Source organism: Polyangium jinanense (assembly GCF_028435265.1).
GTDB lineage: Bacteria > Myxococcota_A > Polyangia > Polyangiales > Polyangiaceae > Polyangium > Polyangium jinanense.
The window spans coordinates 136,984-157,297 of record NZ_JAGTJK010000020.1 but is presented as its reverse complement, the minus strand read 5'-3'; the positions used below and the strand labels follow the sequence as shown (position 1 = coordinate 157,297).

The following is a 20,314-nucleotide window of genomic DNA, read 5'->3' as shown; positions in this document are numbered from 1 at the left end:
GCGTCGCCAGTCGAAAGGGCAGCGCGGCTGTCTTGGTTGGCAAGGTGGTTGGCAGTCTTGCCTCGGCCTGTTCGATGAACTGCGCATCGCGCAGTTCATCGACCCCGGGTCCAGCGCTTGCGCTGGTCCGGGTCCAGGGGCGGATAGCCCCGGTGGGGTCTGGGGCAAAGCCCCAGCGAGGCGCCTTCTTAGGGGCACGATGGTCCCCGCGCGCGTTATTTCCTCGGCTCCCACGCCGCGACCGCCGCGCGCCACGCCTCCGCGTCGCGCAGCGGCGATTTGTTCGTGAGCTCCGCCTGCATCTGGATCTGCATGAGCTGCTCGTCCGTCGCGTACGCGAGGTGCACGACGCTCGTCTGCTCGGTGAGGTTCCGGCACCAGACACACGTCCCCTGCACCCACACGCGCTCGGACTCGATGAGCACCTGCACCTTGCCCATCGAGCCTTCGAGCTTCTGCGCGCCCTCCGGCAAGCCCGTGTGTCGACCCACGGTCACGATGCCGACGTGACCATCCTTCCCGCATCCAGCATACGGGGCCGCGTAGTCCGTCTTCTGGTCCGGCGGAGGGCAAGGCTTTCCGAGCTGCGCGAACTCCTGAGGCAGAGGCGCAAGGGCGTTCGGCGTCTCGGCGGGCGGCTCGGGGCGAATGGAGCCGTCGTCCGCCGACGCGCAGGAGAGGGAGAAACCAGCGAGGAAGAGGGTCGCAACAAGGAAGGCGCGCATGCACCTCCCTAGCACGCGAGGTGGGTCACGGACAGGGCATGTACACGGACGCGCTCGCGTTCGAGGTGACGTAGACGCGCATGTACGTGCCGTGCACGTGGACGCTGCTGACCTCGATCTTGTGGACCTGGGCCTTCATGCAGCCCTGGCCGCTCGCGAACGAGATGTCGTTCGAGAGCTTGTCGCGCACCGACTTGAGCCGCTCGCCGATGTCGAGCCGGAGCGCATCCCGCGCCTGATCGCGGATCTTGTCGGCATCCATGGAGGCCTTGAGCTTGAAGAGGAAGCTCTTCGTCTCGATCGTCGGCTCGAGGTCCGGGATGCGGAGCTCGTTGTCCACGACCGTCGGGTGGCCCGTCATGAAGAGGTCACCGTCGAGGTCCAAGCTGACGGGGTTGTCGACATGCCCCGCGATGTGGAGCTTCAAGACGAGCTGATCCTTCGCGGCGTAGATCTCGGGCTTCTCCATGTAGAGCTTCGGGTGCTCCTTCGAGAAGAAGAACTTGCCGTCGGTGAAGACGAGGCCCATCGCCTTCGCAAGCTCGTCATACTTGGCAACGATCGGCACGGTGACGGAGAACGGGCCCGGCTGGAGCGTGGCCACGTTGGCAAGCGGCGGGAGCTTGGCGTCAGGATTCGGTGGCTGGCAGGGGATCGTGACCGAAGGCGCAACGACGAGCGCAAGGTCCTTCTCGAACCCACCCGCAAGGACCGTCGGCCCCGCCTCGACGGAGACGACCTGGAGCGCCGCGCAGCCGTTCGCATTCCCAAGCGGGAGCTCGATGGGTCGCGCAAGGCGGCCATGAGCCTCGGCAAGCGTCGGATAAAGGTCGTACTCGAACGCCTCGAGCTTTTCCTTCACCGCCGACTTGACCTTGCCAAGGATGTCCGCCGCCGCATCCGCAGCCTTGATGACGCGGTCATCGCTCTTCACGTTGACCTCGAGCGATTGCAGCTTCGCCTTGTACTCACTCGTGACGACAGGCTCGGCAAGGATCGAGAACTCGAGCGGGACGTCGAGGCTGCCAATGGGCATGTCGGCGTTCGCATCGACATGCAGGTCGAGCGCGATGCGGCCCTGGTTGAAGCGGACCGCGATGGCCCCACGCGTCCAGGTGTACTTGCGCTCGTTGCCAAGCATCGGGAACGTGCCATCCCCCGTGCGCGGGACAGCCGTCTCGAGCTCACGCTGGAGCGCAGCCCCCGTGATCGTCGCATGCACGACGACACGCGAAGGAACCGGATCAGAGACAGGCTCGCCAGGCGTAGCCGGCGGCCGAGGCGGATACACCGGCGTGCCCGCACCGCACCCAGCAGAGACAACAACAGCGGCGAGGAGGACGGCGATCGAGGTTCGCGACATGCGTGCCAAAAAAGACGGACAGGCGGCGCGTGTCAACGGGTCTCATGTGGAAGGCGCCTCGCCGGGGCGCCGCCCCGGGCCCCGCGGGGGCTATCCGCCCCTCGACCCGGACCAGGGCAAGCCCTGGACCTCTGGGCATCGACTGCGCTTCGCGCAGTCGATGCGGGGGAAATTTTTGTAGCTGTCCGCCCCCCTTTGCAGGGCAAGCCCTGGACCGATCGGGGAAGAACTGCGCGATGCGCAGTTCTTCCCACAGGCCGGTGGCAAGACCGGGGACAGTGTTGCCAGTCACGGCGGTCTTGGCTGGCAGGGTCGTCGTTGGTCTTGACCTGACCTGTTCGATGAACTGCGCATCGCGCAGTTCATCGACCCTGGGTCCAGCGCTTGCGCTGGTCCGGGTGCAGGGGCGGATAGCCCCTGCTGGGGCCTGGGGCAACGCCCCAGCGCAACGCCCCCCGTCAAGATTGCCCCGCCAAACGATTAAGGCGGGTGTAATTTTCTTCGCGCGAAGGGCGTTGCGGAGGCGGGGCTTGGCTTGGTAGGGTCGAGACATGGCGGGCGCGGAGAAAGCCTTCACGTGGCTCTTCGGCGCGGGGGAGCGCCAGGGTGGGTACCCGGAGACGTTCGACGACGAGCTCGCTTTTCAGTCGTGGAAGATCTTGCGCGTCTCGGGGCTCATCTGCGCGCTTGCTTGGCTGCCGTATCTGCGGCTCGACGCGGCGCTCCATCCTGAGCTCCCGTCGCTCTTGCTCCTTCGCTTGAGCCTCACCTTTGCGGGTGCGTTGACGATCGCCTTCTCGTTCTTCCCTTCGGCGCCGCGCCACGCGAGTCGCGCTCTCTTCGCGCTCTGCGTGTGCCTCGAGTGCGCGACGGGGCTCATCACGGGGCTCACCAGCGGCAAAGGCCCTTATCTCGGCGGGTTCATGTTCGTGCTCATGCTCGCGCCGCTCGCGCCCGTCCGGCGGCGGTACGCGTGGGGCATGCTCGGCGCGGCGATCCTCGTCTTCTGGGTGACGGGCATGCTCGCGGGCATGGGCTTCGAGGGGCCCGAGCGCAACTATGCGCTCCAGGACCTCAGCGCTGCGGCGCTCGTCTCCGGCGTCTTCGTGCACCTGAGTGACCGGCTGCGGCAGCAGGGCTGGGCCAAGGGGAGCACGGTCCAGCGCCAGTCCGAGGAGATCGCGCGGGACAAGGCGAAGATTGACTCGCTCCTCTGCAACATCCTGCCTTCGCCGATCGCTTCCGAGCTCACGCGCGAGGGCTCGGTCAAGCCTGTGTTCCACGAGGAGGCGACCATCGTATTCGCTGATTTCGTGGGCTTCACGGCGAAGGCTGCGACCATGCCGCCCGAGGCGCTCGTCGCCATGCTCGATGCCTACTTTTGCCGCTTCGATGCGATCGCGGATCGCTCGGGGGTGGAGAAGTTGAAGACCATCGGCGATGCGTACATGGTGGCGGCGGGGCTGCCTTCGCCGACGCGGACGCATGCCGTGGATGCTTGCCTCTTTGCGCTTCGGATCCGGCGCGACGTGGAGGGGCATGAGGCGCACTTCCAGGGCGTGCGCATCGGCGTGCACTCGGGGCCGCTCATGGCGGGCATGGTCGGTGCGAAGAAGTTCGCCTATGACGTCTGGGGCGACACGGTGAACACGGCGAGCCGCATGGAGTCGTCGGGGGAGCTTTGGCGCATCAACGTCTCGCGCACGACGTACGAGCGGGTGAAGGACTTCTTCGAGCTCTCGGCGCGCGGGGCGGTGTCGGTGAAGGGCAAGGGCGAGCTCGACATGTATTTCCTGGAGCGCATCTTGCCGGCGCTCAGCCAGGACGAACGGGGCGTCGAGCCGAACGAGGTGTTCTGGGAGCGCTACCGCGCGCTGCAATCGAATGTGCTTGTCTCGGAGGGCGATCCCCGGAAGGATGAGCCCCGCGCACGATGACGACCGAAGTCGAGGATGGGCCCGCGATCCCCAAGGCTGCCCCTGCCCAGGCAGCCGCCAGGTACCCGAAGTCGATCCCGTCCATCATCGGGAATGAGGCGTGCGAGCGCTTCAGCTTCTACGGGATGCGGAACATCCTCACGGATTTCCTGATCGGGTATCTCCTGCTCGGCCTCGTCGAGAAGGACCGGGCCGGGGCCGCGAAGGAGGTCTTCCACGTCTTCGTGATGGGCGTTTATTTCTTCCCGCTGCTCGGCGGGTGGATCTCGGATCGCTTCCTCGGCAAGTATCGCACGATATTCTGGCTCTCCCTGCTCTACTGCGTGGGGCACGGCTGCCTCGCCGTCTTCGAGGCGAACAAGACCGGGTTTTACGCGGGCCTCTTCCTGATCGCGCTCGGCTCGGGCGGCATCAAGCCGTGCGTGTCGTCGTTCGTCGGCGACCAGTTCGACCAGACGAACAAGCACCTCGCGCGTGGGGTGTTCGAGGCGTTCTACTGGGTGATCAACTTCGGCTCGTTTTTCGCGTCGCAGCTCATGCCGCGGGCGCTCAAGCACTGGGGGCCGAGCATCGCGTTCGGGATCCCGGGCATCTTGATGTTCATCGCGACGCTCATCTTCTGGATGGGGCGCAAGACGTACGTGGTGGTCCCCCCCTCCCCCGCCGATCCCCATTCCTTCGGCAGCATCGCGTGGACGGCGCTGCAAAAGGGCCGCGGGGCGGGGCGCGTGCTCGCGGGCCTCGGCTTGCTCGGGTTCGTTGGTTCTTTTTTCCTGATCCCGACGCTCGGGTTCGTCGCGTCGTTTTGCCTCGCGATCGTGGCCTTCCTCGTGTTCGCGGGCCCGGGCGTGCTGCTCTCGCTCGAAGCGGCGCGCGGCGTGCACCCGGACGAGGACGTCGAGGGCGTGCGATCGGTGCTGAAGGTGCTCGTGGTGTTCGCCCTCGTCACGCCGTTCTGGTCGCTCTTCGATCAGAAAGCCTCGACGTGGATCATCCAGGGCAAGGCCATGGTGCTGCCCGGGTGGAGCATCCTGGAGACGGCCTCGCAGATGCAGGCGATCAATCCGCTGCTCGTGATGCTGCTCATTCCCTTCAACAATGCCGTCACGTATCCGCTGCTCCGGAAGATCGGCCTCGACCCGACGCCGCTCCGGCGCATGACGGCGGGCATCGCGATCGCGGGCGTGTCGTGGATCGTGATCGGCGTGATCCAGCGCTGGATCGACGCGGGCGAGCAGGTCTCGATCCTCTGGCAGCTCCTGCCGTACACGATTCTGACGCTCGGCGAGGTTCTGGTCTCGACGACGGGCCTCGAATTCGCCTACAGCCAGGCGCCGGCGAAGATGAAGGGCACGCTGATGAGCTTCTGGTCGCTGTCGGTCACGGTCGGCGGGCTCTGGGTGCTGATCGTGAACGCGGGTATGAAAAACGAGCGTCTGACGAGCGCCATCACGGCGCAGACGGGCCTATCGACGACCGCGTTCCAGATGTTCTTCTTCGCGGGCTTCGCGTTCCTCTTCGCGCTTGCGTTCGGCGCGTACGCGACGCGGTACAAGAGCGTGGAGCATTATCGGAAGGCGTGAGGCTTCACGGCGGCAGCATGTGATAGATGAATGCGGTGCTGTTCCCGTCTCTCCATCGCTTGAAGGACACGCCGCCGCTGTCGCTGGAGCTGAACTGCCACCCCTTGCTGGGCGCCCAGAACTTCAAATACTCGATCACCTCATGGGGGACGGCCGTGGCCCCCGTCGTGTCCCCGGGCGCGGGCGACCCCCACCAGGCCCCGCGGTTCTTCGAGGTACCGTCCCAGGTCGCGAACTGCGTGTTCATGTCGGCATAGACCTGCCGCGCCAGGCGCTCCGCCGGTGACACGTATCGCCTGGGCCTGACGCCCTGCGCCTGAAACTGCTGCCACGCATGAGCCGCGGCCTGATGGGTCACGGTGCCGTTGCGCATCCCATAGACCCTGTTCTCGAGCGTGAAGAACGCGTTCAACCAGTCCTGATCGAGCTTCCCGTGCGTGTTCTCGCGCCACGCCATCCGCGCGTCGTACGCGTCCAGGTACCCCTCCATGAGCTCGTCCTGGGTCGGCAGCGCCATCATGGGCTGCACGGGCCCGGCCTCGCGTGCCCGCGGCGCTCCGACCGTGGCCGGATGCGGGGGACGGGCCGAGGAGGGCCGGGCCGAGGAGGGCTGCACGGAACGGCTGGGAGAGACCGTCGCCGCGTGCGGAGGCCGCGACGGCGCCTTCGGCTGCACGGAACGGCTGGGAGAGACCGTCGCCGCGTGCGGAGGCCGCGACGGCGAGGCGATGCCTCGGGCCAACTTGGGGGGAGCCATGGCAATGAATGCTACCCACGCCGCAGGGCGCGCCGCCAATTTCCGACCGATGCGTCGCACCAGGGCACGGCACGGCGCCGGCCCCCCCCGCGCTACCCCGCTGCCACCACCGCCGGTTCCCCCTCGCCCTCCGTGCGCTCGACATCCGCAAGCAAAAAGATCCGGCGATCGATCGCGGGACGTAACACGGCGAGGCGCGGGTCCCCGTCGACGTGCGCGAGCAGCGCGCGAGCGGCGTCGCGGTATTCGTCGAGCGTGAGATCACCCCGACAGACGAGAAGTCGCAGCAGAATGGCGGCCTCGGAGGCGACGTCGGCGAGGTTGTAGCGGCGCACGGCGTCGCGGCCCTCGGGGCCCTTCGCCCAGAGGCCCTCGACGTCGGAGCCGTCGACGCCGACTTTGCCCGGCCAGCCGCAGAGGCACGCGAACGAGGCCATGCGCGCGGCGCGGCCGGCGCCACGAAAGCTCACGGCGTCTTGCAGGTCGACGTGCTTGTTCCCGCGGTAGCGATCCTCGAAATCGCGATCCCAGAGCCACGGAGCCACGATGCCGTGGCGCACCGAGCGCGCAATGACGAGCGGCAGATCGAAGCCGCGGCCATTCCACGAGACGAGCACCGGGCGGCGCTCACCCACCATGCCGACGAAATCACGCAGGATGGCCGCCTCGTCGCCGCCCTCGGGGCCGCCGAGGAGCCGCGGGGGCTGCACGCGGACGTGGCCGCTCTCCACGACGAGCGCGAGGAGCGCGCCCGAGACGATGGCGAGGTGCGGCACGGCCGGGACGCGGTCCGGATCCGCGCCCTCGGGGAGGGGGTTGTCCTTGTCGAGGATCGCCTCGAAATCGAACACGACATACGCGGTCATGCCTGGAAGCCCCCGCGCTCCTCGGTGATCATCCGGACGATCTGCTCGAGATCCCGCGTCTCCTCCTCCCAGTACGCCTCGGTGCCGAAATGAGGGAACGTGCGCGGGAAGATGGGATCGTGAAAGCGGCGCGCGATCCAGGCCGCATAATGGACGCGGCGCAGGCCACGCAGGGGCGTCGCGAGGCGAAGGCTCTTTCGATCGAAGGCGCGAAGGGCCTCGTACCCTTCGAGGAAGCTCTCCAGCGCGATCCGCGCCTCGACGCCCTCGCCCGGCAGGAGGAGCCATAGATCCTGCACGGCCGGGCCCACGACCATGTCGTCGAAATCGACGACCGAGAGCACGCCGTCCCGCAGGAGCAGGTTGCCGAGGTGCAGATCGCCGTGAATGCGGTGGACGGGCGTGCCTTCGAGGCCCTCGTCGACGAAGTCCGCAATCGCGCGCGCGGCGCGCTCGTAGCGCGGGAGGAGGCGCGCAGGAATGCTTCCCTTGTCGCGGAGGAACGCGACGTTTTGCCGAACGAACGCGTCCGCATCGAGGCGGACGCGGTGCGCGGCGGGGCGCCCGGCGCCGACGTTGTGGATACGCGCGGCGAGCATGCCGAGGCGCTCGAGGAGGTCTGCATCGGGCTCGTCCGGCGCGCGGCCGCCCACACGCGGGAAGAGGCAATACGAGATGCCGTCGATCGTGCCGAGGGTGCCGCCGCCGCGGAGCGTTCGAGGGAGACAAACCGGGACCTCGGCCTCGGCGAGGTCGGCGAGGAAGAGGTGCTCTTCGAGGATCTGCTCGGGGCTCCAGCGACCCGGGCGGTAGAACTTGGCGACGAGTCGGGAGCGATCTTCGAGCTCGACCTCGTAGACGCGGTTCTCGAACGAGTTCAGCGGGTAGCAGAGGGGATTGACGGGAAACCCCGCGTCCTCGACGGCTTCGAGGACCTTGTGCGGGGTGAGCGAGAGGAAGAGGTCGGTCGTGTTCATGCGCGTCTCTTCGGGCGGGCCCGGAGCGCATGGGTGATACCATCACGGAGGGTGCCGCGCGTGGTCAGGCTGCCGAGATCGGCACCGAGATCGACGAGCGTGCGGGCGATCGAGGGCTGGATTCCCGTGATGACGACCTCGGCGCCAAGGAGGCGGATGGCCTGCGCGACCCGGACGAGCGCCTCGACGACCGACGCGTCCGCCTCGGGAACGCCCGTGACGTCCACGATGGCGACGCGCGCGCCCTGGGCGACCACACCCGCGGCGATGGTCTCCACGATGCCCGCGGCGCGGTCACCCGTGATGCGGCCGATGAGCGGCGCGACGAGGATGCCCTCGCCGATGGGGATGAGAGGCGTGGAGAGCGCGCGGAGGGTCGCTTCCTGGGCCTCGATGAGGCGCGCCTGAGCCTCGTTCTGCCGCTGTACTTCGTCCGCGTGCCTGCGCGCCGTGACGTCGACGACCGCGATCTGCGTGGCGTTCTCCCCCTCGAAGACGACAGGCCGCGCGGCGACGTCCGTGTAGATGATGGTGCCGTCCGCGTGGAGGTACCGCTCTTCGATCGGCGGGAGCGAGACGCGGCCCTCGCGGCTCTGTTGCAGGCGCGCGCGGAGGAGCTCGTGATCCTCGGGGTGCACGATGCGCATGACGTTCATCCCGACGAGCTCGTCGCGCGGTACGCCGAGGAGCCGCGACAGGGCCTCGTTGACCCAGAGGAACACGCCGCCCTTGTGCACGGCGAGCGGGAGCGGGGCGAGCTCGGTGAGGCCGCGCCAGCGCTCCTCGCTCTCGCGCAAGGCGCGCGTCGCATCCATCTCGGCCGAGATGTCCTGCGCGACCGCGAGGAACTGCAGGTTCTCGCCGCGCTCGTCGCGCAGGGCCACGCTGGAGAGGCGGACGTCCAAGGGATCGCCGTTCTTTCGGATGAACTGGTAGCGGACGTTCTCGACGTGCCCCGCTGCGCGCAGCTTCGGGATGTTCACCTCGACGGCGGTCTTGCGCGACGCCTCGGTGAGGAAATCGATGGAGTGGCGGCCGAGTACCTCGTCGCGGGTGTAGCCGAGCACGTCGAGCCAGTGATCACTCACGGCCGTGATGCGGCCCTCGCGGTCGATGGAGTGCATGATCGCAGGGGTGCGCTGGTAGAGGCGCTGGTATCGCTCTTCGAGGGCCTCGAAGGCGCGGCGCTCGGTGTCGCGGCGCTTCTCGTAGACAGCGACGGCCGTGCGCACGAGCTCGTCGGCGACCTGTTCGGCACGCTCGATGACCTGCCCTGCGAGCTCAGCCGTGGACAGGATGCGCAGGGCGCCGCGGGCCATGGCGCGGCGGCCGATGGAGATCCCGTGGAGGACCTCGAGGAGCGACGCGCCTTGCTCTTGCCTGCGCGTGAAGATCTCGATCCCGAAGGTGCGCAGCGCCTCGGGGTTCACCTCGTCGAGGGCATCGAGGTAAAGGTCGATCAAGCGGGCGGACATGGCGACCTGCGCGCTTCGCGGGAACTCGCGGTAAAACGGGGCCACCTCGAGGATCTCGACGATCAAGGTCTCGATGAGGTTCTCCCGCTCGGGGAGAAGCGCCGCCTTGAGCGCACTCGTATCCATGACTTCGGCTTTAGCATGCTGCCGCCGCGCCGGGCGATCCGGCCTTGCAGCCGGCTGCCGAGGCAGGTAGCCCTTGCAACATGAGCGAAGCGAACCCGAGCGGCCGAGCGGCCGGACACAGCCACGGACAGGGCAGCGAGGAACTCCCGGTCATCGATGTGAGCGAGCGCGGAGCCCCGCGTGACGGGAAGCCGCAGACGCAGGATCGGCGGCTGTTCATGCAGCTCTTGGTATTCCAGGCCGAAGCCTCGAACGCAGAGGGCGTGACGCGCAAGGCGCGCTCGATCCGCTCGGCCATCGCGAGCAAGGGTGTCGGGGTCGTGGTCTACGAGGACGTGAACGATCCCTCGAGCATCGGTCTGCTCACGTGGGGCGAAGATCCCGCGGTCTTCGTGGAGGTGGTCCGCCCGGCGATCCTCGACGAGGGCTCCGCGCCGCGTCTGCACCTTCGGCCCGACATGACCATGCTCGGGCGTACCTATTCGACGGGCTACGAGCAAGATCTCGAATTCTGGCTGCTCCGGCGGCCAGCGGAGACGGTGGCAAACCCGGCATGGCCGTGGGCAGTGTGGTACCCGCTGCGCCGGAGCGGGGCATTCGCGAAGCTCGAGCCGCGAGAGCAGGGCTCGATCCTGCGCGAGCACGGGACGATCGGGAAGGCCTACGGAGCAAAGGACCTGGCGCACGACATCCGGCTCGCATGTCACGGGCTCGACGCGCGAGACAACGAATTCGTGATCGGTCTCGTGGGCAAGGAGCTGCACCCGCTGTCGCACATCGTGCAAGCGATGCGCAAGACGCGACAAACGAGCGAGTTCATCAGCCAGATGGGGCCGTTCTTCGTGGGACGGGTTCTCGGCTGAAGCGTTTTCGCTGGGGCGTTGCCCCAGGCCCCACCAGGGGCTGTCCGCCCCTGGACCCGGACCAGCGCAAGCGCTGGACTCGGGGTCGATGAACTGCGCGATGCGCAGTTCATCGAACAGGCCGAGGCAAGACCGGCGACGACCCTGCCAATCAAGACAGCCGCGCTGCCATTTCGACTGGCAACGCCCGTGCCTGTGGGAAGAACTGCGCATCGCGCAGTTCTTCCCCTGAAGGTCCAGGGCTTGCCCTGGTCCGGGTCGAGGGGCGGATAGCCCCCGCGGGGTCCGGGGCAGCGCCCCGGCGCGACGCCGCCTTCAGTACGACACGTCCATCTCGAGGATGACCGTCTGGATGCCCTCGATCACGCCGTCGCGGCGGGTCGGGTAGACGGTCACGGATGCGCGCTTGTTCGACACGAGGTCGACGAGCGTCGAGATGTAGCCTGATTGCAGCGGGGAGTACCAGGGAATGGCCCACGCTGGGATGCCTCGCTGCACGAACGTGATCGTGCCCGGCGAGAACGAGTTCGCCTCCCATTCGCCGAAATCGTAATATCGCTGGGCGATGAGCCGGAAGCGCGAGGGGAAATCGTCGATCGAACGGCCCTGGATGAACGAGCGATATGCGTGCTCGGCGTCGTACTTGGCCTGCGCCCGACCCTGGCCCTGCGCGAAGATGTCGAGCTGGACGTTCGCGAGCGACGCGCACCCGGCGCTCGCCGCGACGAGCGGGAAGAAATCGTAGAAGCTCGACGCGAGGAATGGCTGCCCGAGGTATTCGCGCAGCACCGGATCGCGGAACGTATTCGTGAGCGACTGCATCCCGCCGTCGAGACGCGTCGAGACATAATGGAGCATGCCCTTGTAGGCGATGCCCTTCACCCGGAACTGGCTCCGGCCTGCTGGGCGCGGCAGACGTTCGAACCAGCGGCGATCACTCGCCGGGGAGACACTCGCCGGCGGGAGATCGACCATGCGGCTCGATCGAGGCTCGGGCGGCGGCGACGAGGGGCGCTGGCTCGAGGATTCGGAGAGCTCGCGGAACGACGAGAGGCCCGGCATCGTGGCCGCCATGCCGAGCGTCGGATCCGACGAGGGTGGCGACGAGGGCGGGATCGAGGGGAAGATCTCGGCAAACGCGCGCGAGCGAATCGAGGGCGGCGGGGGCTCGACGCTCTTCATGCTGGAGACGGCGTCGAGCGCGGTGGCGACCGCGGCGCCGTCCGAGGGGCGCGCGCCTGGCTCCTTGGCGAGCATGCGGCCGACGAGCGCGTCGAGGGCCTCGGGGACGTCGTGGCGCATCGTGCGCAGACGCGGAGCCTCCTCCGCGAGCAGCTTCGTGATGATCGCCATCGGGTGCGGGCCGTGGAAAGGAGGTTGGCCTGCCAAACATTCGTAGAGCAGGCAGCCGAGCGAGAAGACGTCGGCGCGGGCGTCGACGTACCGTTTGTCGCCGCGCGCCTGCTCGGGCGCCATGTAGCCTGGGGTGCCGAGGACGTTGCCGGTGCGGGTGAGTCCGCTCGACGCGTCGTCGAGGCGGGCGATGCCGAAATCGAGGAGGCGGACCTTTTCGATTGTGCTGTCGACGAGGAAGACGTTGCTCGGCTTGACATCGCGGTGGACGATGCCGCGCGTGTGGGCGGCGCCGAGGGCCACGGCGATGCGTCGCGCGAGATCGATGCACTCTTCGAGGCGCAAAGGCTCGCGGGTGAGGCGCCGATCGAGGCTCTCGCCTTCGAGCCACTCCATCACGAGGTAAGGTTCGCCGTCGGGCGAGATGCCGTGCGTCACGTAGCGGACGACGTGCGGGTGCTCGAGCCCTGCGAGAGCCTTGGCCTCCTTGAGGAAGCGGGCCTGCGAGGTCATGTCGGGCGCGTGGAGAACCTTGATCGCGACGAGCTTCGTCGTCTGTCGATCGAGTGCTCGATACACGGACCCCATGCCGCCGACGCCGGCGCGCTCCAGAATGGCGAAGCGTCCGTCAACGACGTCTCCCGTGCGCATGGGACCGGATGATGCCCGAAGGACATCCGCGGCATCAAGGTGCTCGTGCGCTTGTTCAGGCGACCCGGATCACCTCGCCCGGCTTCTGGGTCGGCGCGGGCGGATCCCGGATGACGGGCGGCTCGGGCGGCGGCTCGCCGGGGACGGGGCTCGGAGGCGGCGGATCCTCGATCGGTCCCTTGCGGATGCGGGGATCCTCGACGGGGGGTGCTTCGGGCCGCTCCGGTTGCGTGGGAGGGGATTTTTCCTCCGTTCGGGTCGTCTCGATGGGTCGCGGGATGGTCATGCTCCGACGAACGCAAGCGTGGTGCCCGGGGCGCGTGTGCGTCCTCCGTTGGGCGCTTTACCGGGATGATAACGACGGGTATCCTGGCAGGCATGGACCTCGAACGGATGCTGGAGAACTGCCGGCGTGACCAGTGGCATGTCGGCGACCTCGACTGGAGTCGGAAGCCGCGGAGCATGTCGCGGGAGGACGAGATCGCGATCGTGCAGCTCTTCACGGACATGTCGGGGATCGAGCGGCTCGCGGGCGCGCTCTTCCGCGAGCAGGAGCGGCGCGTGGAGGATCCGACGCTGAAGGCGATCTTCCGGAGCTTCGTCGTCGACGAGGTCCGGCACGCGCACGCGGCGCAGATGCTCGCCGATTTTTATGACGTCCATCATTACAAGATGTATCGGCAGAGCCCGAGCCTGACGGCGTTCGCCCCGCATTTCGTGGACGCGATCCATTACCTGAGCGACGACGTGGCGAACGCGTACATCGTGTGCGGGGAGCTCATCCTGGACATCGCGCTGCTCCGGTCGATCAACGACTACGTGCACGACGAGATGAGCCAGGAGGCGATGACGCTCATCAACCGGGACGAGTCGCGCCACATCGCGATCGACTATCACATGGCCGAGTATTACGGCTCCGAGGCCTACGAGCGGCGGATGGCCGAGCGGCAGACGAAGCTCTCGGTCGCGGAGCGGGCGCGGGGCGCGAAGGCGTTCGTGTACATGCTGCATTACGGGCATCCGTTCATCCGCGACGTCTTCCTCGACCCGATGAACTTCGTCGATCCCGAGGGCAAACGGCTGCGGGACGCGTTCAAGCGGATGCAGCTCCTCGGGCGGAAGGAGGAGACGTCGCGGCGGCCGTTCACGCGGTTCTTGCGGCTCCTGCAGGACGGGGTCGATCACCCGATCACGGGCCGGCTGCTCGGCGATCTGCTCGGCCGCGTCGGAGGCGTGGGCAAGGAGTTCATGGCCCGGCAATACGACGACTCCGAGCTCACGCGGGCCCGGCGCATGTCGTACGAGGAGATGGCGAAGGAGGCTCTCTCCGCGAAGGAGAACTAGCGCTTTCCGCGGGTCGCGCCGCGGCCGAGCGCGAGGGCGATGCCGCCCCGGAGGGTGCTCCGGGTGCGCATGCGTCCGAGTTCGGCGCCGATCTCGACGAGGGTGCGGGCCATCGCCGGCTGAATGCCGGTCAAGACGACCTCGGCCCCGAGCAGCTCGACGGCGCGCGCGGCTTGCACGAGGGTGCTCGCGACCTGCTCGTCGACGACGGGCACGCCGGTGACGTCGAGGATGACGATCGACGCCTGATTCTGCACGATGCCGTGGAGCAACGTCTCGAGCACCTGCTCGGCGCGACGGGCGTCGATGTGGCCGATGAGCGGCATCACCACGACGCCCTCGGCGATCGGCAGGAGCGGCGTCGAGAGGGCGCGGAGCGTGGCCTCCTGCAGGCCGAGCATTTCCTCCTGGAGCTTTCGCGCGCGGGCCTCGGCCTCTTTTTGTGTCGTCACGTCGACCGAGATGCTGCACACGGCGACGGGTTTGCCCTCGGCGTCCCGGAGGGGGAATTTCGTGGTCACGTAGGCGACGATGCCGCCTTCGAGGGGCATCACATCCTCGCGCGTGAGGGGCTCCCCGGTCCGGAGCACGAGGGCGTCGGAGGCGCTGTAGCTCTCCGCGATCTCGGACGGGAAAAGCTCGGCGTCGGTCTTGCCGAGCAGGCCTTCACGGTTCATCTGGACGAACTGCTCGACCTGACTGTTGACGAGCATGTAGCGGCCCGCGAGATCCTTCACGTACACGAGCGACGGCGCGTTCTCGATGATGCCGAGCAGGAACTGCTGGCTCGCCTCCAGCGCGCGTTGCGCCCGGATCCGCTCGGTCACGTCGAGGTTCACGGACACCACGTACCGCTTGCCGGCGACGTCGACGGGCGCGTACGAGGTCTCCGACCAGAGCTCCCGATCCTCGGCGTTATCGAATCCCACCTCCGCCGTGTTGAACGAAGTGGGCGGCATGACCGAGGCCTCCCCGCGCGTGGCCCTTTCGAGGTGCGCGGCATATCCCCGGGCCACGGCATCGGGATCTTTGAGCAGGTTGTGTTTGCCGATGACGAGCTCGCGGTCGGGGATGGCGCAGAACTCTCGGTTTTTGCGATTGATATCGAAGACCAAGCCCTCGACGTCGTGCACGACGGCCGGGACGGGGATGCATTCGAACACGGCCTGATAAAGGTCCGCGCGGTGGTTCGCGGCCGCGAGGGCCTCTTCGAGCTCGGCCACGCGCGCGCGGAGCCGGTCGGACTCTGCCTGCAATCCCTGGAATTCTTGCACGTTCATGTCCACCCCCCAACGTGGCGCCCGTATCTCCAGGCACGAGGGGCCACCCAGGACGGGCAGGCCACGTCGCACCGAGGATACGAGTCGCCGCAGGACCTTCCCTTACTTATAACGCTGCGCGGTGTCCGTACAGAGAGCCGAATGGCAAAAGCGGCGTCAATTCAATGGCGCTTTGGTCGTTCGACGGCGAACCAATCGCGCCATGACGAACCCAAGGAGGGAGGCGAGGAGCGGCATCGAGCCCGATTTTCCAATCAGGCCGAATGCGACGCAAAGCAGGACGAGGCGGAGGACGAAGATGACCGTGGGGCGCGCGCGCTCCCCCGTCTCGCGGTGAATGCGCTCGCCCTCGGCGATGGCCTTCGCATGCGCCCAGCCGAGCGCGAATCCGAGGGCGAGGAAGAGGAGCACGCGAAGGACGAGGTTCGTCACGGGGCCTCCGTTTTCGACATCGCGGCGCCGAACGCGACCTTGCCGCCCACGATGACGCGGTCGATCTTCGCGGCGAGGAGCGATCGATCCGCGGCGAGGGCGCCGGAAAAGAGGGTCAGATCAGCGATGTAGCCGGGCGCGATGCGGCCGTGGCTGGCCTCGGTGAAGGAGGCATACGCCGGGCCCGTGGTGAAGGCGGCGAGCGCCTCGTCGAGGGTAATGCGCTGCTCGGGCATGAAGCCACCCGGCGGGGCGCCCGAGGGATCCTGGCGGCTCACGGCGGCCCAGAGGCCGAGGAGGGGCGAGGGCTCCTCGACGGGGAAATCCGAGCCGAAGACGAGGCGCGCGCCGGCGTCGAGGAGCGAACGCCAGGCATACGCGCCGCGCAGGCGCTCAGGGCCGAGGCGCGCGGGGGCCCAGGGCATGTCGCTCGTTGCGTGGGTCGGCTGCATGGAGGCGAGGACGCCGAGCGCGGCGAACCGGGGAATGTCCTCGGGCGCGAGGACCTGGGCATGCTCGACACGAAAACGAAGCGCGCGCGCCCGGCCTTCGCCGAGCGCGGCGAAGGCGTCGAGCACGTCGCGGTTGGCGCGGTCGCCGATGGCGTGCACGGCGAGCTGGAATCCCGCGTCGGCGATGAGGCGCGCCGCGTCGGTGAGTTTTTTTCGGTCTGCAATCGAGAGCCCCGTGCTCTTCGGCTCGTCGGCGTAGGGCGCGAGCAAAGCGGCGCCGCGGGAGCCGAGCGCGCCGTCGGCGAAGAGTTTTACCCCGCGCAGGACGAACATGGCGGTGCCCTGCGGGTCGACGTCGGGCTTTCGTTGCGACAATGCGGGGAGGTTCGAGCCGCCGGCGAGATAGGCGTACACGCGGATCGGGAGCCGGCCCTCGGCCGCGAGCTTGCGATACACGGCGACGGTCGCGTCATTGATGCCCATCTCGTGCACGCCCGTGAGCCCGAGCGAGAGAGCGCGCTCGGACGCGCGCAGGATGCGGCGCTCGATCACCTCGGGCGGCTCGCCGGGGATCTTCGCCGTGACGAGGTCCATTGCATTGTCGATGAAGACGCCGGTGGGCGCGCCCGTGGCATCCCGGAGGATACGGCCGCCCGCGGGATCGGCGGTCTTCGCGTCGACGCCGGCGAGACGGAGGGCGGCCGCGTTCGCCCAGAGCGCGTGCCCGTCGATGCGTTCGAGGGCGACCGGGTGATCGGGCGCGGCCACGTCGAGGGGCGCGTGTGTGGGGAACGTGGCGGGGGTGAAGAGGTTTTGATCCCAGCCGCGGCCGGTGATCCATTCGCCCGGCGCGCGCCCTTTCGCCTCGGCGGCGACGAGCTGCGCGACGTCCTCGGGGCTCTTCTTGCCGCGGACGTCGAGGCTCTCGAGGGCGACGCCGAGGCCGTGGAGATGGCAATGGCCGTCGACGAGGCCGGGGATCACGGCGCGCCCGGAGAGCCGCTCCACGCGGGTCTCCGGGCCGACGAACGCGCCGACCTCGGCGTCCGTGCCGACCGCGACGATGCGATCGCCGCGCACGGCGATGGCGGTCGCCTGGGGGCGGGCCGGATCCAGCGTGCGGACGGCGCCGCCCAGAAGGACGAAATCCGCGGGGTTTTGTGATTGCGGGGATGGCGTAGGAGCTGCGCCACAGCCGAGGGCCAGGGGCGCGAGGGTCGCCGCGAGGAGGGCGCTTCGGAACATCGCGCCCATTCTAGCAGCAGCGAGGGCGCGGGGGCGTCACGTGGGGACTTTGGTATTCAGCTTGTCGACGGCGTGCACGGGGGCGTCATTTCCCGCCATGAGGTGTGCGATCGCGCCGAGAACGAGGCGGTGCTTCTCCAGCGTGCCCTTGCCCGCGAAGACCTTGCTCGTGACGGAGATCTCGAAATGCCCTCCCCCACCCTGCACCTCCACCACGGCGTCGCTGATCTTTTCCTTGATGGCTTGCTCGATCGCCGCAGGGATCGAGCCCTGGAACGTGGTCATGTGGTACGACACGCGCGATTCCTCCCGAAATTCGTCAATACCGCGGAACCGAGGTGTCGACAACGACCGACCAGGCGTCGATGCCCCCCTCGAGATTGTACACCTTGGAAAAACCTCGCCCCACGAACGCCTCGGCCGCCGAGCGGCTGCGACCGCCGTGGTGGCAATGGAAGACGATCGGCGTGTCCTTGGGCAGCGCTTCGAGCCGCTCGAGCTCGGCCTGATCGAGGAGCTTCGCCTGCGCGATCCGCGCAATGGCGCGCTCCTTGTCGGTGCGCACGTCGATGAGCTCGAACGTCTCGCCCGCGTCGAGCATCTCCTTCAGCTTCTTCACGGAGAGCTGCCGGACGCGCGGGGGCTCGTTCGGGTTCTCGATCTTGAAGCCGGCGCCCTCGGGGCCGTCCACGAAATCGATGGAGACACCGTCCGCCCGGCGCGCGCTCCCCTTGTCGACGAGCACCGTGATGCCGCCCGCGTCGACCTCGATGTCGCCCTCGGCGCGCGGCCCGAAATAAAGCCCATACTCGAAGCGCGGGCTCACCTCGAAGCGGAGGAGCTCGCCCGGCGCCTCCTTCGCCGCCTCGTCGAATGCGCGCTTGGCCGACGCGCTGAGCGTGATCTTCAGCGCCTTCGCCTCGCCACCCGCCCCGGCGGCGCCGAGCTTCTGCGCGAGCTCGCCGCTCTCGCGCATCTCCCGCACGATGTCGGCCCCGCCGACGAACTCGCCGTCGATGTAGAGCTGCGGGATCGTGGGCCAACTCGCGTAGGCCTTGATGCCCTCGCGAATCTCGGGATCTTCGAGGACGTTCACCGTCGTGTAGCTGGGAAGCACCTCGTCCAGGATCTGCACGACGGAGCTGGAGAACCCACATTGGGGAAACCGGCGTGAGCCCTTCATGAAGAGCACGACCCGGTCGGACCGAACGAGCGCCTCGATACGCTGCTTGAGCGGTTCACTGAGATTCATCTGTTTCCCTCGATCGGTCGGGACTCTCGCACGTCTCGAAACGTGACGCTACGTCATTTAGACCGAACGGCCCGCTCGTCCGTAGACGTGCGCCGCGGATGTTCGTCGCCCCGGGCGCTCCCCTTCGCGAGCGCTCGAGGGGCGATGTTTCCACGCGCGCCGGGCGTTCGGCGCGTGCCCGGAGGAGTGTGTCATGACGAACCGATGGCTCCGTGTCCCCCGCACCCGCCGCGCGCTCGCGGCGAGCCTCATCGCGCTGTGCGCGGGAGGGCTCATCCTGCACAGGGCGCCGCTCAGCGCGCGGACAAACGTGGCGTTCGCGAGCCCGAGCGAGGGTGGCGCGGGCGCGACGTTCTCGGGGCGGGGCGCGCATGGGTCGATCACGCTGACGCAGTCGCGCGTGTTCGGCGGGAGCGAGGCGCGGATCTCGGCGGTGCTGCGGATCAAGGCCGATCAAGCGGACGCGCGGGAGCGGGCGCCGCTCGCGCTCGCGATCGTGCTCGACACGTCGGGCTCGATGATGACCGAGAGCAAGATGAAGCAGGCCAAGGACGCGGTGGTGGAGCTGATCCGCGAGCTGCGTGACGACGATCAGATCACGCTGGTGCGGTACGCGTCGGACAGCGACGTTCTGCAGCCTCTCGCGCGCGTGGGGGACGTGCGGGAGCGGCTCGCCGCGCGGGTGCACGAGCTCTCGGCGAGCGGCGGGACGAACATCCCGCCGGCGCTGTCGCTGGGGATGGAGTCGCTCGCGAACGCCTCGTCGGGGCGCGTGAAGCGGGTGGTGCTGGTGAGCGACGGGCTCGACAACGGGCGTTTCGATGCAGAGCGGATCGCGCGGAACGCGACGGAGGATCGGGTGACGGTGTCGTCGCTCGGAATCGGACTCGATTTTGATCCGAGGTACATGGGCGGGGTCGCGGAGGCGGGGCGCGGGAACTTTGCGTTCGTGAAGGATGGAGCGGCGCTCCGGACGTTCCTACGCCGCGAGCTCGAAGAGACGGCCGCGACGACGGTCGAAGCGACGGAGGCGCGGTTCGTGCTCCCCGAGGGGGTGAGGTTCGTCCGGGCGATCGGCGCGGAGGCACGGACGGAAGGCGACGGGCGCGAGGTGACGTTGCGCATCGGGTCGCTCTTCGCGGGCGACGAGCGGCGTGTGGTCGTGGAGCTCGCGGCGAACGCGGAGGCAGGGGAAAAACTCGCGATCGGGGGCGAGGTCGGGTGGTCGCTCGTGGGCGGAGAGCGGACGCGCGTGGCGCTGTCGCCGCTCGATCTGCAAGGCACGGCGGACGCGCGGGAGGCGGAGCTCAGCGTGGATCGAGCGGCGTTCGCGGAGGCGACGAGCGCGCTCGCGTCGAGCCGGCAGCTCGAGGCGGCCACAGCGCTCGAGCAAGGCGACATCCACGCGGCGCAGCGGATCGTCGACGAGAACATCGGCGCGCTCAAGGCCGCGGCGGCGGCAGCACCGGCGCCGGCTGCGACGGCGATCCAGGCGCAGGTCGACGCCTACGAGCAGGCGAAGAAGGAGATCCACGCGGCGCCGCCGAAGAGCGCGGGCGCGAAGGCGGCGGCCCGGAGCATGGCCGACAAAGAGTTCTCGAACCTCGGTCGGGCGGCGGCGTACTGAACGACG

Annotated in this window: 18 protein-coding genes; 5 read left to right on the top strand and 13 right to left on the bottom strand. The window is 68.2% G+C overall.

The features are described 5' to 3' along the window. Positions 1-215 precede the first annotated feature (215 nt). Together KEG38_RS30270 and KEG38_RS30265 are read right to left on the bottom strand one after the other, a co-directional pair. On the bottom strand, positions 216-725 hold the full coding sequence (locus tag KEG38_RS30270) for a hypothetical protein (RefSeq protein ID WP_272423391.1): 510 nt from the start codon (positions 723-725) through the stop codon (positions 216-218). 25 nt (positions 726-750) lie between these two features. Continuing rightward, entirely contained in the window at positions 751-2,088 is a 1,338-nt protein-coding gene (locus KEG38_RS30265; RefSeq protein ID WP_272423390.1) for a DUF4403 family protein, read from the bottom strand. A gap of 551 nt (positions 2,089-2,639) precedes the next feature. On the opposite strand from KEG38_RS30265, the gene KEG38_RS30260 reads away from it, so the two are divergent. Continuing rightward, positions 2,640-4,025, top strand: a complete 1,386-nt coding sequence (locus KEG38_RS30260) for an adenylate/guanylate cyclase domain-containing protein (protein ID WP_272423389.1) — start codon at positions 2,640-2,642, stop codon at positions 4,023-4,025. Then, on the top strand, positions 4,022-5,608 hold the full coding sequence (locus KEG38_RS30255; protein WP_272423388.1) for a POT-type proton-dependent oligopeptide transporter: 1,587 nt from the start codon (positions 4,022-4,024) through the stop codon (positions 5,606-5,608). The genes KEG38_RS30260 and KEG38_RS30255 overlap by 4 nt, the downstream gene beginning before the upstream one ends. A 4-nt stretch (positions 5,609-5,612) precedes the next feature. Here KEG38_RS30255 and KEG38_RS30250 read toward each other — a convergent pair whose 3' ends face one another. From KEG38_RS30250 to KEG38_RS30235, 4 genes are all read right to left on the bottom strand, one after another. Then, positions 5,613-6,137, bottom strand: a complete 525-nt coding sequence (locus KEG38_RS30250; RefSeq protein ID WP_272423387.1) for a hypothetical protein — start codon at positions 6,135-6,137, stop codon at positions 5,613-5,615. A 320-nt stretch (positions 6,138-6,457) separates the two neighbouring features. After that, the gene (locus KEG38_RS30245) at positions 6,458-7,231 is read right to left on the bottom strand and encodes a ribonuclease H-like domain-containing protein (protein ID WP_272423386.1); all 774 of its coding nucleotides are present in this window, start codon (positions 7,229-7,231) and stop codon (positions 6,458-6,460) included. Beyond that, the gene (locus KEG38_RS30240) at positions 7,228-8,208 is read right to left on the bottom strand and encodes a serine/threonine protein kinase (RefSeq protein WP_272423385.1); all 981 of its coding nucleotides are present in this window, start codon (positions 8,206-8,208) and stop codon (positions 7,228-7,230) included. The genes KEG38_RS30245 and KEG38_RS30240 overlap by 4 nt, the downstream gene beginning before the upstream one ends. Next, the gene (locus tag KEG38_RS30235) at positions 8,205-9,809 is read right to left on the bottom strand and encodes a PAS domain S-box protein (RefSeq protein WP_272423384.1); all 1,605 of its coding nucleotides are present in this window, start codon (positions 9,807-9,809) and stop codon (positions 8,205-8,207) included. The genes KEG38_RS30240 and KEG38_RS30235 overlap by 4 nt, the downstream gene beginning before the upstream one ends. 80 nt (positions 9,810-9,889) lie before the next feature. Here KEG38_RS30235 and KEG38_RS30230 point away from each other — a divergent pair, with 80 nt between their 5' ends. Beyond that, the gene (locus KEG38_RS30230; protein ID WP_272423383.1) at positions 9,890-10,672 is read left to right on the top strand and encodes a chlorite dismutase family protein; all 783 of its coding nucleotides are present in this window, start codon (positions 9,890-9,892) and stop codon (positions 10,670-10,672) included. A 315-nt stretch (positions 10,673-10,987) separates the two neighbouring features. Here KEG38_RS30230 and KEG38_RS30225 read toward each other — a convergent pair whose 3' ends face one another. Both KEG38_RS30225 and KEG38_RS30220 read right to left on the bottom strand, forming a co-directional pair. Then, complete coding sequence (locus KEG38_RS30225; RefSeq protein ID WP_272423382.1) at positions 10,988-12,676, bottom strand: serine/threonine-protein kinase; 1,689 nt, start codon at positions 12,674-12,676, stop codon at positions 10,988-10,990. 55 nt (positions 12,677-12,731) lie between these two features. Then, the gene (locus KEG38_RS30220; protein ID WP_272423381.1) at positions 12,732-12,962 is read right to left on the bottom strand and encodes a hypothetical protein; all 231 of its coding nucleotides are present in this window, start codon (positions 12,960-12,962) and stop codon (positions 12,732-12,734) included. A 92-nt stretch (positions 12,963-13,054) separates the two neighbouring features. Here KEG38_RS30220 and KEG38_RS30215 point away from each other — a divergent pair, with 92 nt between their 5' ends. Beyond that, on the top strand, positions 13,055-14,020 hold the full coding sequence (locus tag KEG38_RS30215) for a hypothetical protein (RefSeq protein ID WP_272423380.1): 966 nt from the start codon (positions 13,055-13,057) through the stop codon (positions 14,018-14,020). Here the strand turns inward: KEG38_RS30215 and KEG38_RS30210 are convergent. The 5 genes from KEG38_RS30210 to grxD all read right to left on the bottom strand — a co-directional run bounded on the left by KEG38_RS30210 (position 14,017) and on the right by grxD (position 18,681). Further along, positions 14,017-15,300: a PAS domain-containing protein gene (locus KEG38_RS30210; RefSeq protein WP_272423379.1), complete on the bottom strand. Its 1,284-nt coding sequence runs from the start codon at positions 15,298-15,300 to the stop codon at positions 14,017-14,019. The two genes, KEG38_RS30215 and KEG38_RS30210, sit on opposite strands and share 4 nt — an antisense overlap. A gap of 156 nt (positions 15,301-15,456) precedes the next feature. Further along, a complete protein-coding gene (locus KEG38_RS30205; protein WP_272423378.1) occupies positions 15,457-15,732 on the bottom strand; it encodes an N-ATPase subunit AtpR in 276 nt (91 codons plus the stop codon). Continuing rightward, a complete protein-coding gene (locus tag KEG38_RS30200) occupies positions 15,729-17,429 on the bottom strand; it encodes an amidohydrolase (RefSeq protein WP_272423377.1) in 1,701 nt (566 codons plus the stop codon). The genes KEG38_RS30205 and KEG38_RS30200 overlap by 4 nt, the downstream gene beginning before the upstream one ends. Before the next feature lie 36 nt (positions 17,430-17,465). Then, the gene (locus KEG38_RS30195; protein WP_272423376.1) at positions 17,466-17,726 is read right to left on the bottom strand and encodes a BolA/IbaG family iron-sulfur metabolism protein; all 261 of its coding nucleotides are present in this window, start codon (positions 17,724-17,726) and stop codon (positions 17,466-17,468) included. 22 nt (positions 17,727-17,748) lie between these two features. Further along, entirely contained in the window at positions 17,749-18,681 is a 933-nt protein-coding gene (gene grxD, locus KEG38_RS55040; protein ID WP_276073725.1) for a Grx4 family monothiol glutaredoxin, read from the bottom strand. Positions 18,682-18,874: 193 nt separating this feature from the next. Here grxD and KEG38_RS30180 point away from each other — a divergent pair, with 193 nt between their 5' ends. Next, on the top strand, positions 18,875-20,308 hold the full coding sequence (locus tag KEG38_RS30180; RefSeq protein ID WP_272423375.1) for a vWA domain-containing protein: 1,434 nt from the start codon (positions 18,875-18,877) through the stop codon (positions 20,306-20,308). Positions 20,309-20,314: the final 6 nt, after the last annotated feature.

Coding starts and splice junctions, on each gene's coding strand:
- KEG38_RS30270 (WP_272423391.1), bottom strand. CDS start 725: ATGCGCGCCTTCCTTGTTGCGACCCTCTTCCTCGCTGGTTTCTCCCTC.
- KEG38_RS30265 (WP_272423390.1), bottom strand. CDS start 2,088: ATGTCGCGAACCTCGATCGCCGTCCTCCTCGCCGCTGTTGTTGTCTCT.
- KEG38_RS30260 (WP_272423389.1), top strand. CDS start 2,640: ATGGCGGGCGCGGAGAAAGCCTTCACGTGGCTCTTCGGCGCGGGGGAG.
- KEG38_RS30255 (WP_272423388.1), top strand. CDS start 4,022: ATGACGACCGAAGTCGAGGATGGGCCCGCGATCCCCAAGGCTGCCCCT.
- KEG38_RS30245 (WP_272423386.1), bottom strand. CDS start 7,231: ATGACCGCGTATGTCGTGTTCGATTTCGAGGCGATCCTCGACAAGGAC.
- KEG38_RS30240 (WP_272423385.1), bottom strand. CDS start 8,208: ATGAACACGACCGACCTCTTCCTCTCGCTCACCCCGCACAAGGTCCTC.
- KEG38_RS30235 (WP_272423384.1), bottom strand. CDS start 9,809: ATGGATACGAGTGCGCTCAAGGCGGCGCTTCTCCCCGAGCGGGAGAAC.
- KEG38_RS30230 (WP_272423383.1), top strand. CDS start 9,890: ATGAGCGAAGCGAACCCGAGCGGCCGAGCGGCCGGACACAGCCACGGA.
- KEG38_RS30225 (WP_272423382.1), bottom strand. CDS start 12,676: ATGCGCACGGGAGACGTCGTTGACGGACGCTTCGCCATTCTGGAGCGC.
- KEG38_RS30220 (WP_272423381.1), bottom strand. CDS start 12,962: ATGACCATCCCGCGACCCATCGAGACGACCCGAACGGAGGAAAAATCC.
- KEG38_RS30215 (WP_272423380.1), top strand. CDS start 13,055: ATGGACCTCGAACGGATGCTGGAGAACTGCCGGCGTGACCAGTGGCAT.
- KEG38_RS30210 (WP_272423379.1), bottom strand. CDS start 15,300: ATGAACGTGCAAGAATTCCAGGGATTGCAGGCAGAGTCCGACCGGCTC.
- KEG38_RS30200 (WP_272423377.1), bottom strand. CDS start 17,429: ATGTTCCGAAGCGCCCTCCTCGCGGCGACCCTCGCGCCCCTGGCCCTC.
- grxD (WP_276073725.1), bottom strand. CDS start 18,681: ATGAATCTCAGTGAACCGCTCAAGCAGCGTATCGAGGCGCTCGTTCGG.
- KEG38_RS30180 (WP_272423375.1), top strand. CDS start 18,875: ATGACGAACCGATGGCTCCGTGTCCCCCGCACCCGCCGCGCGCTCGCG.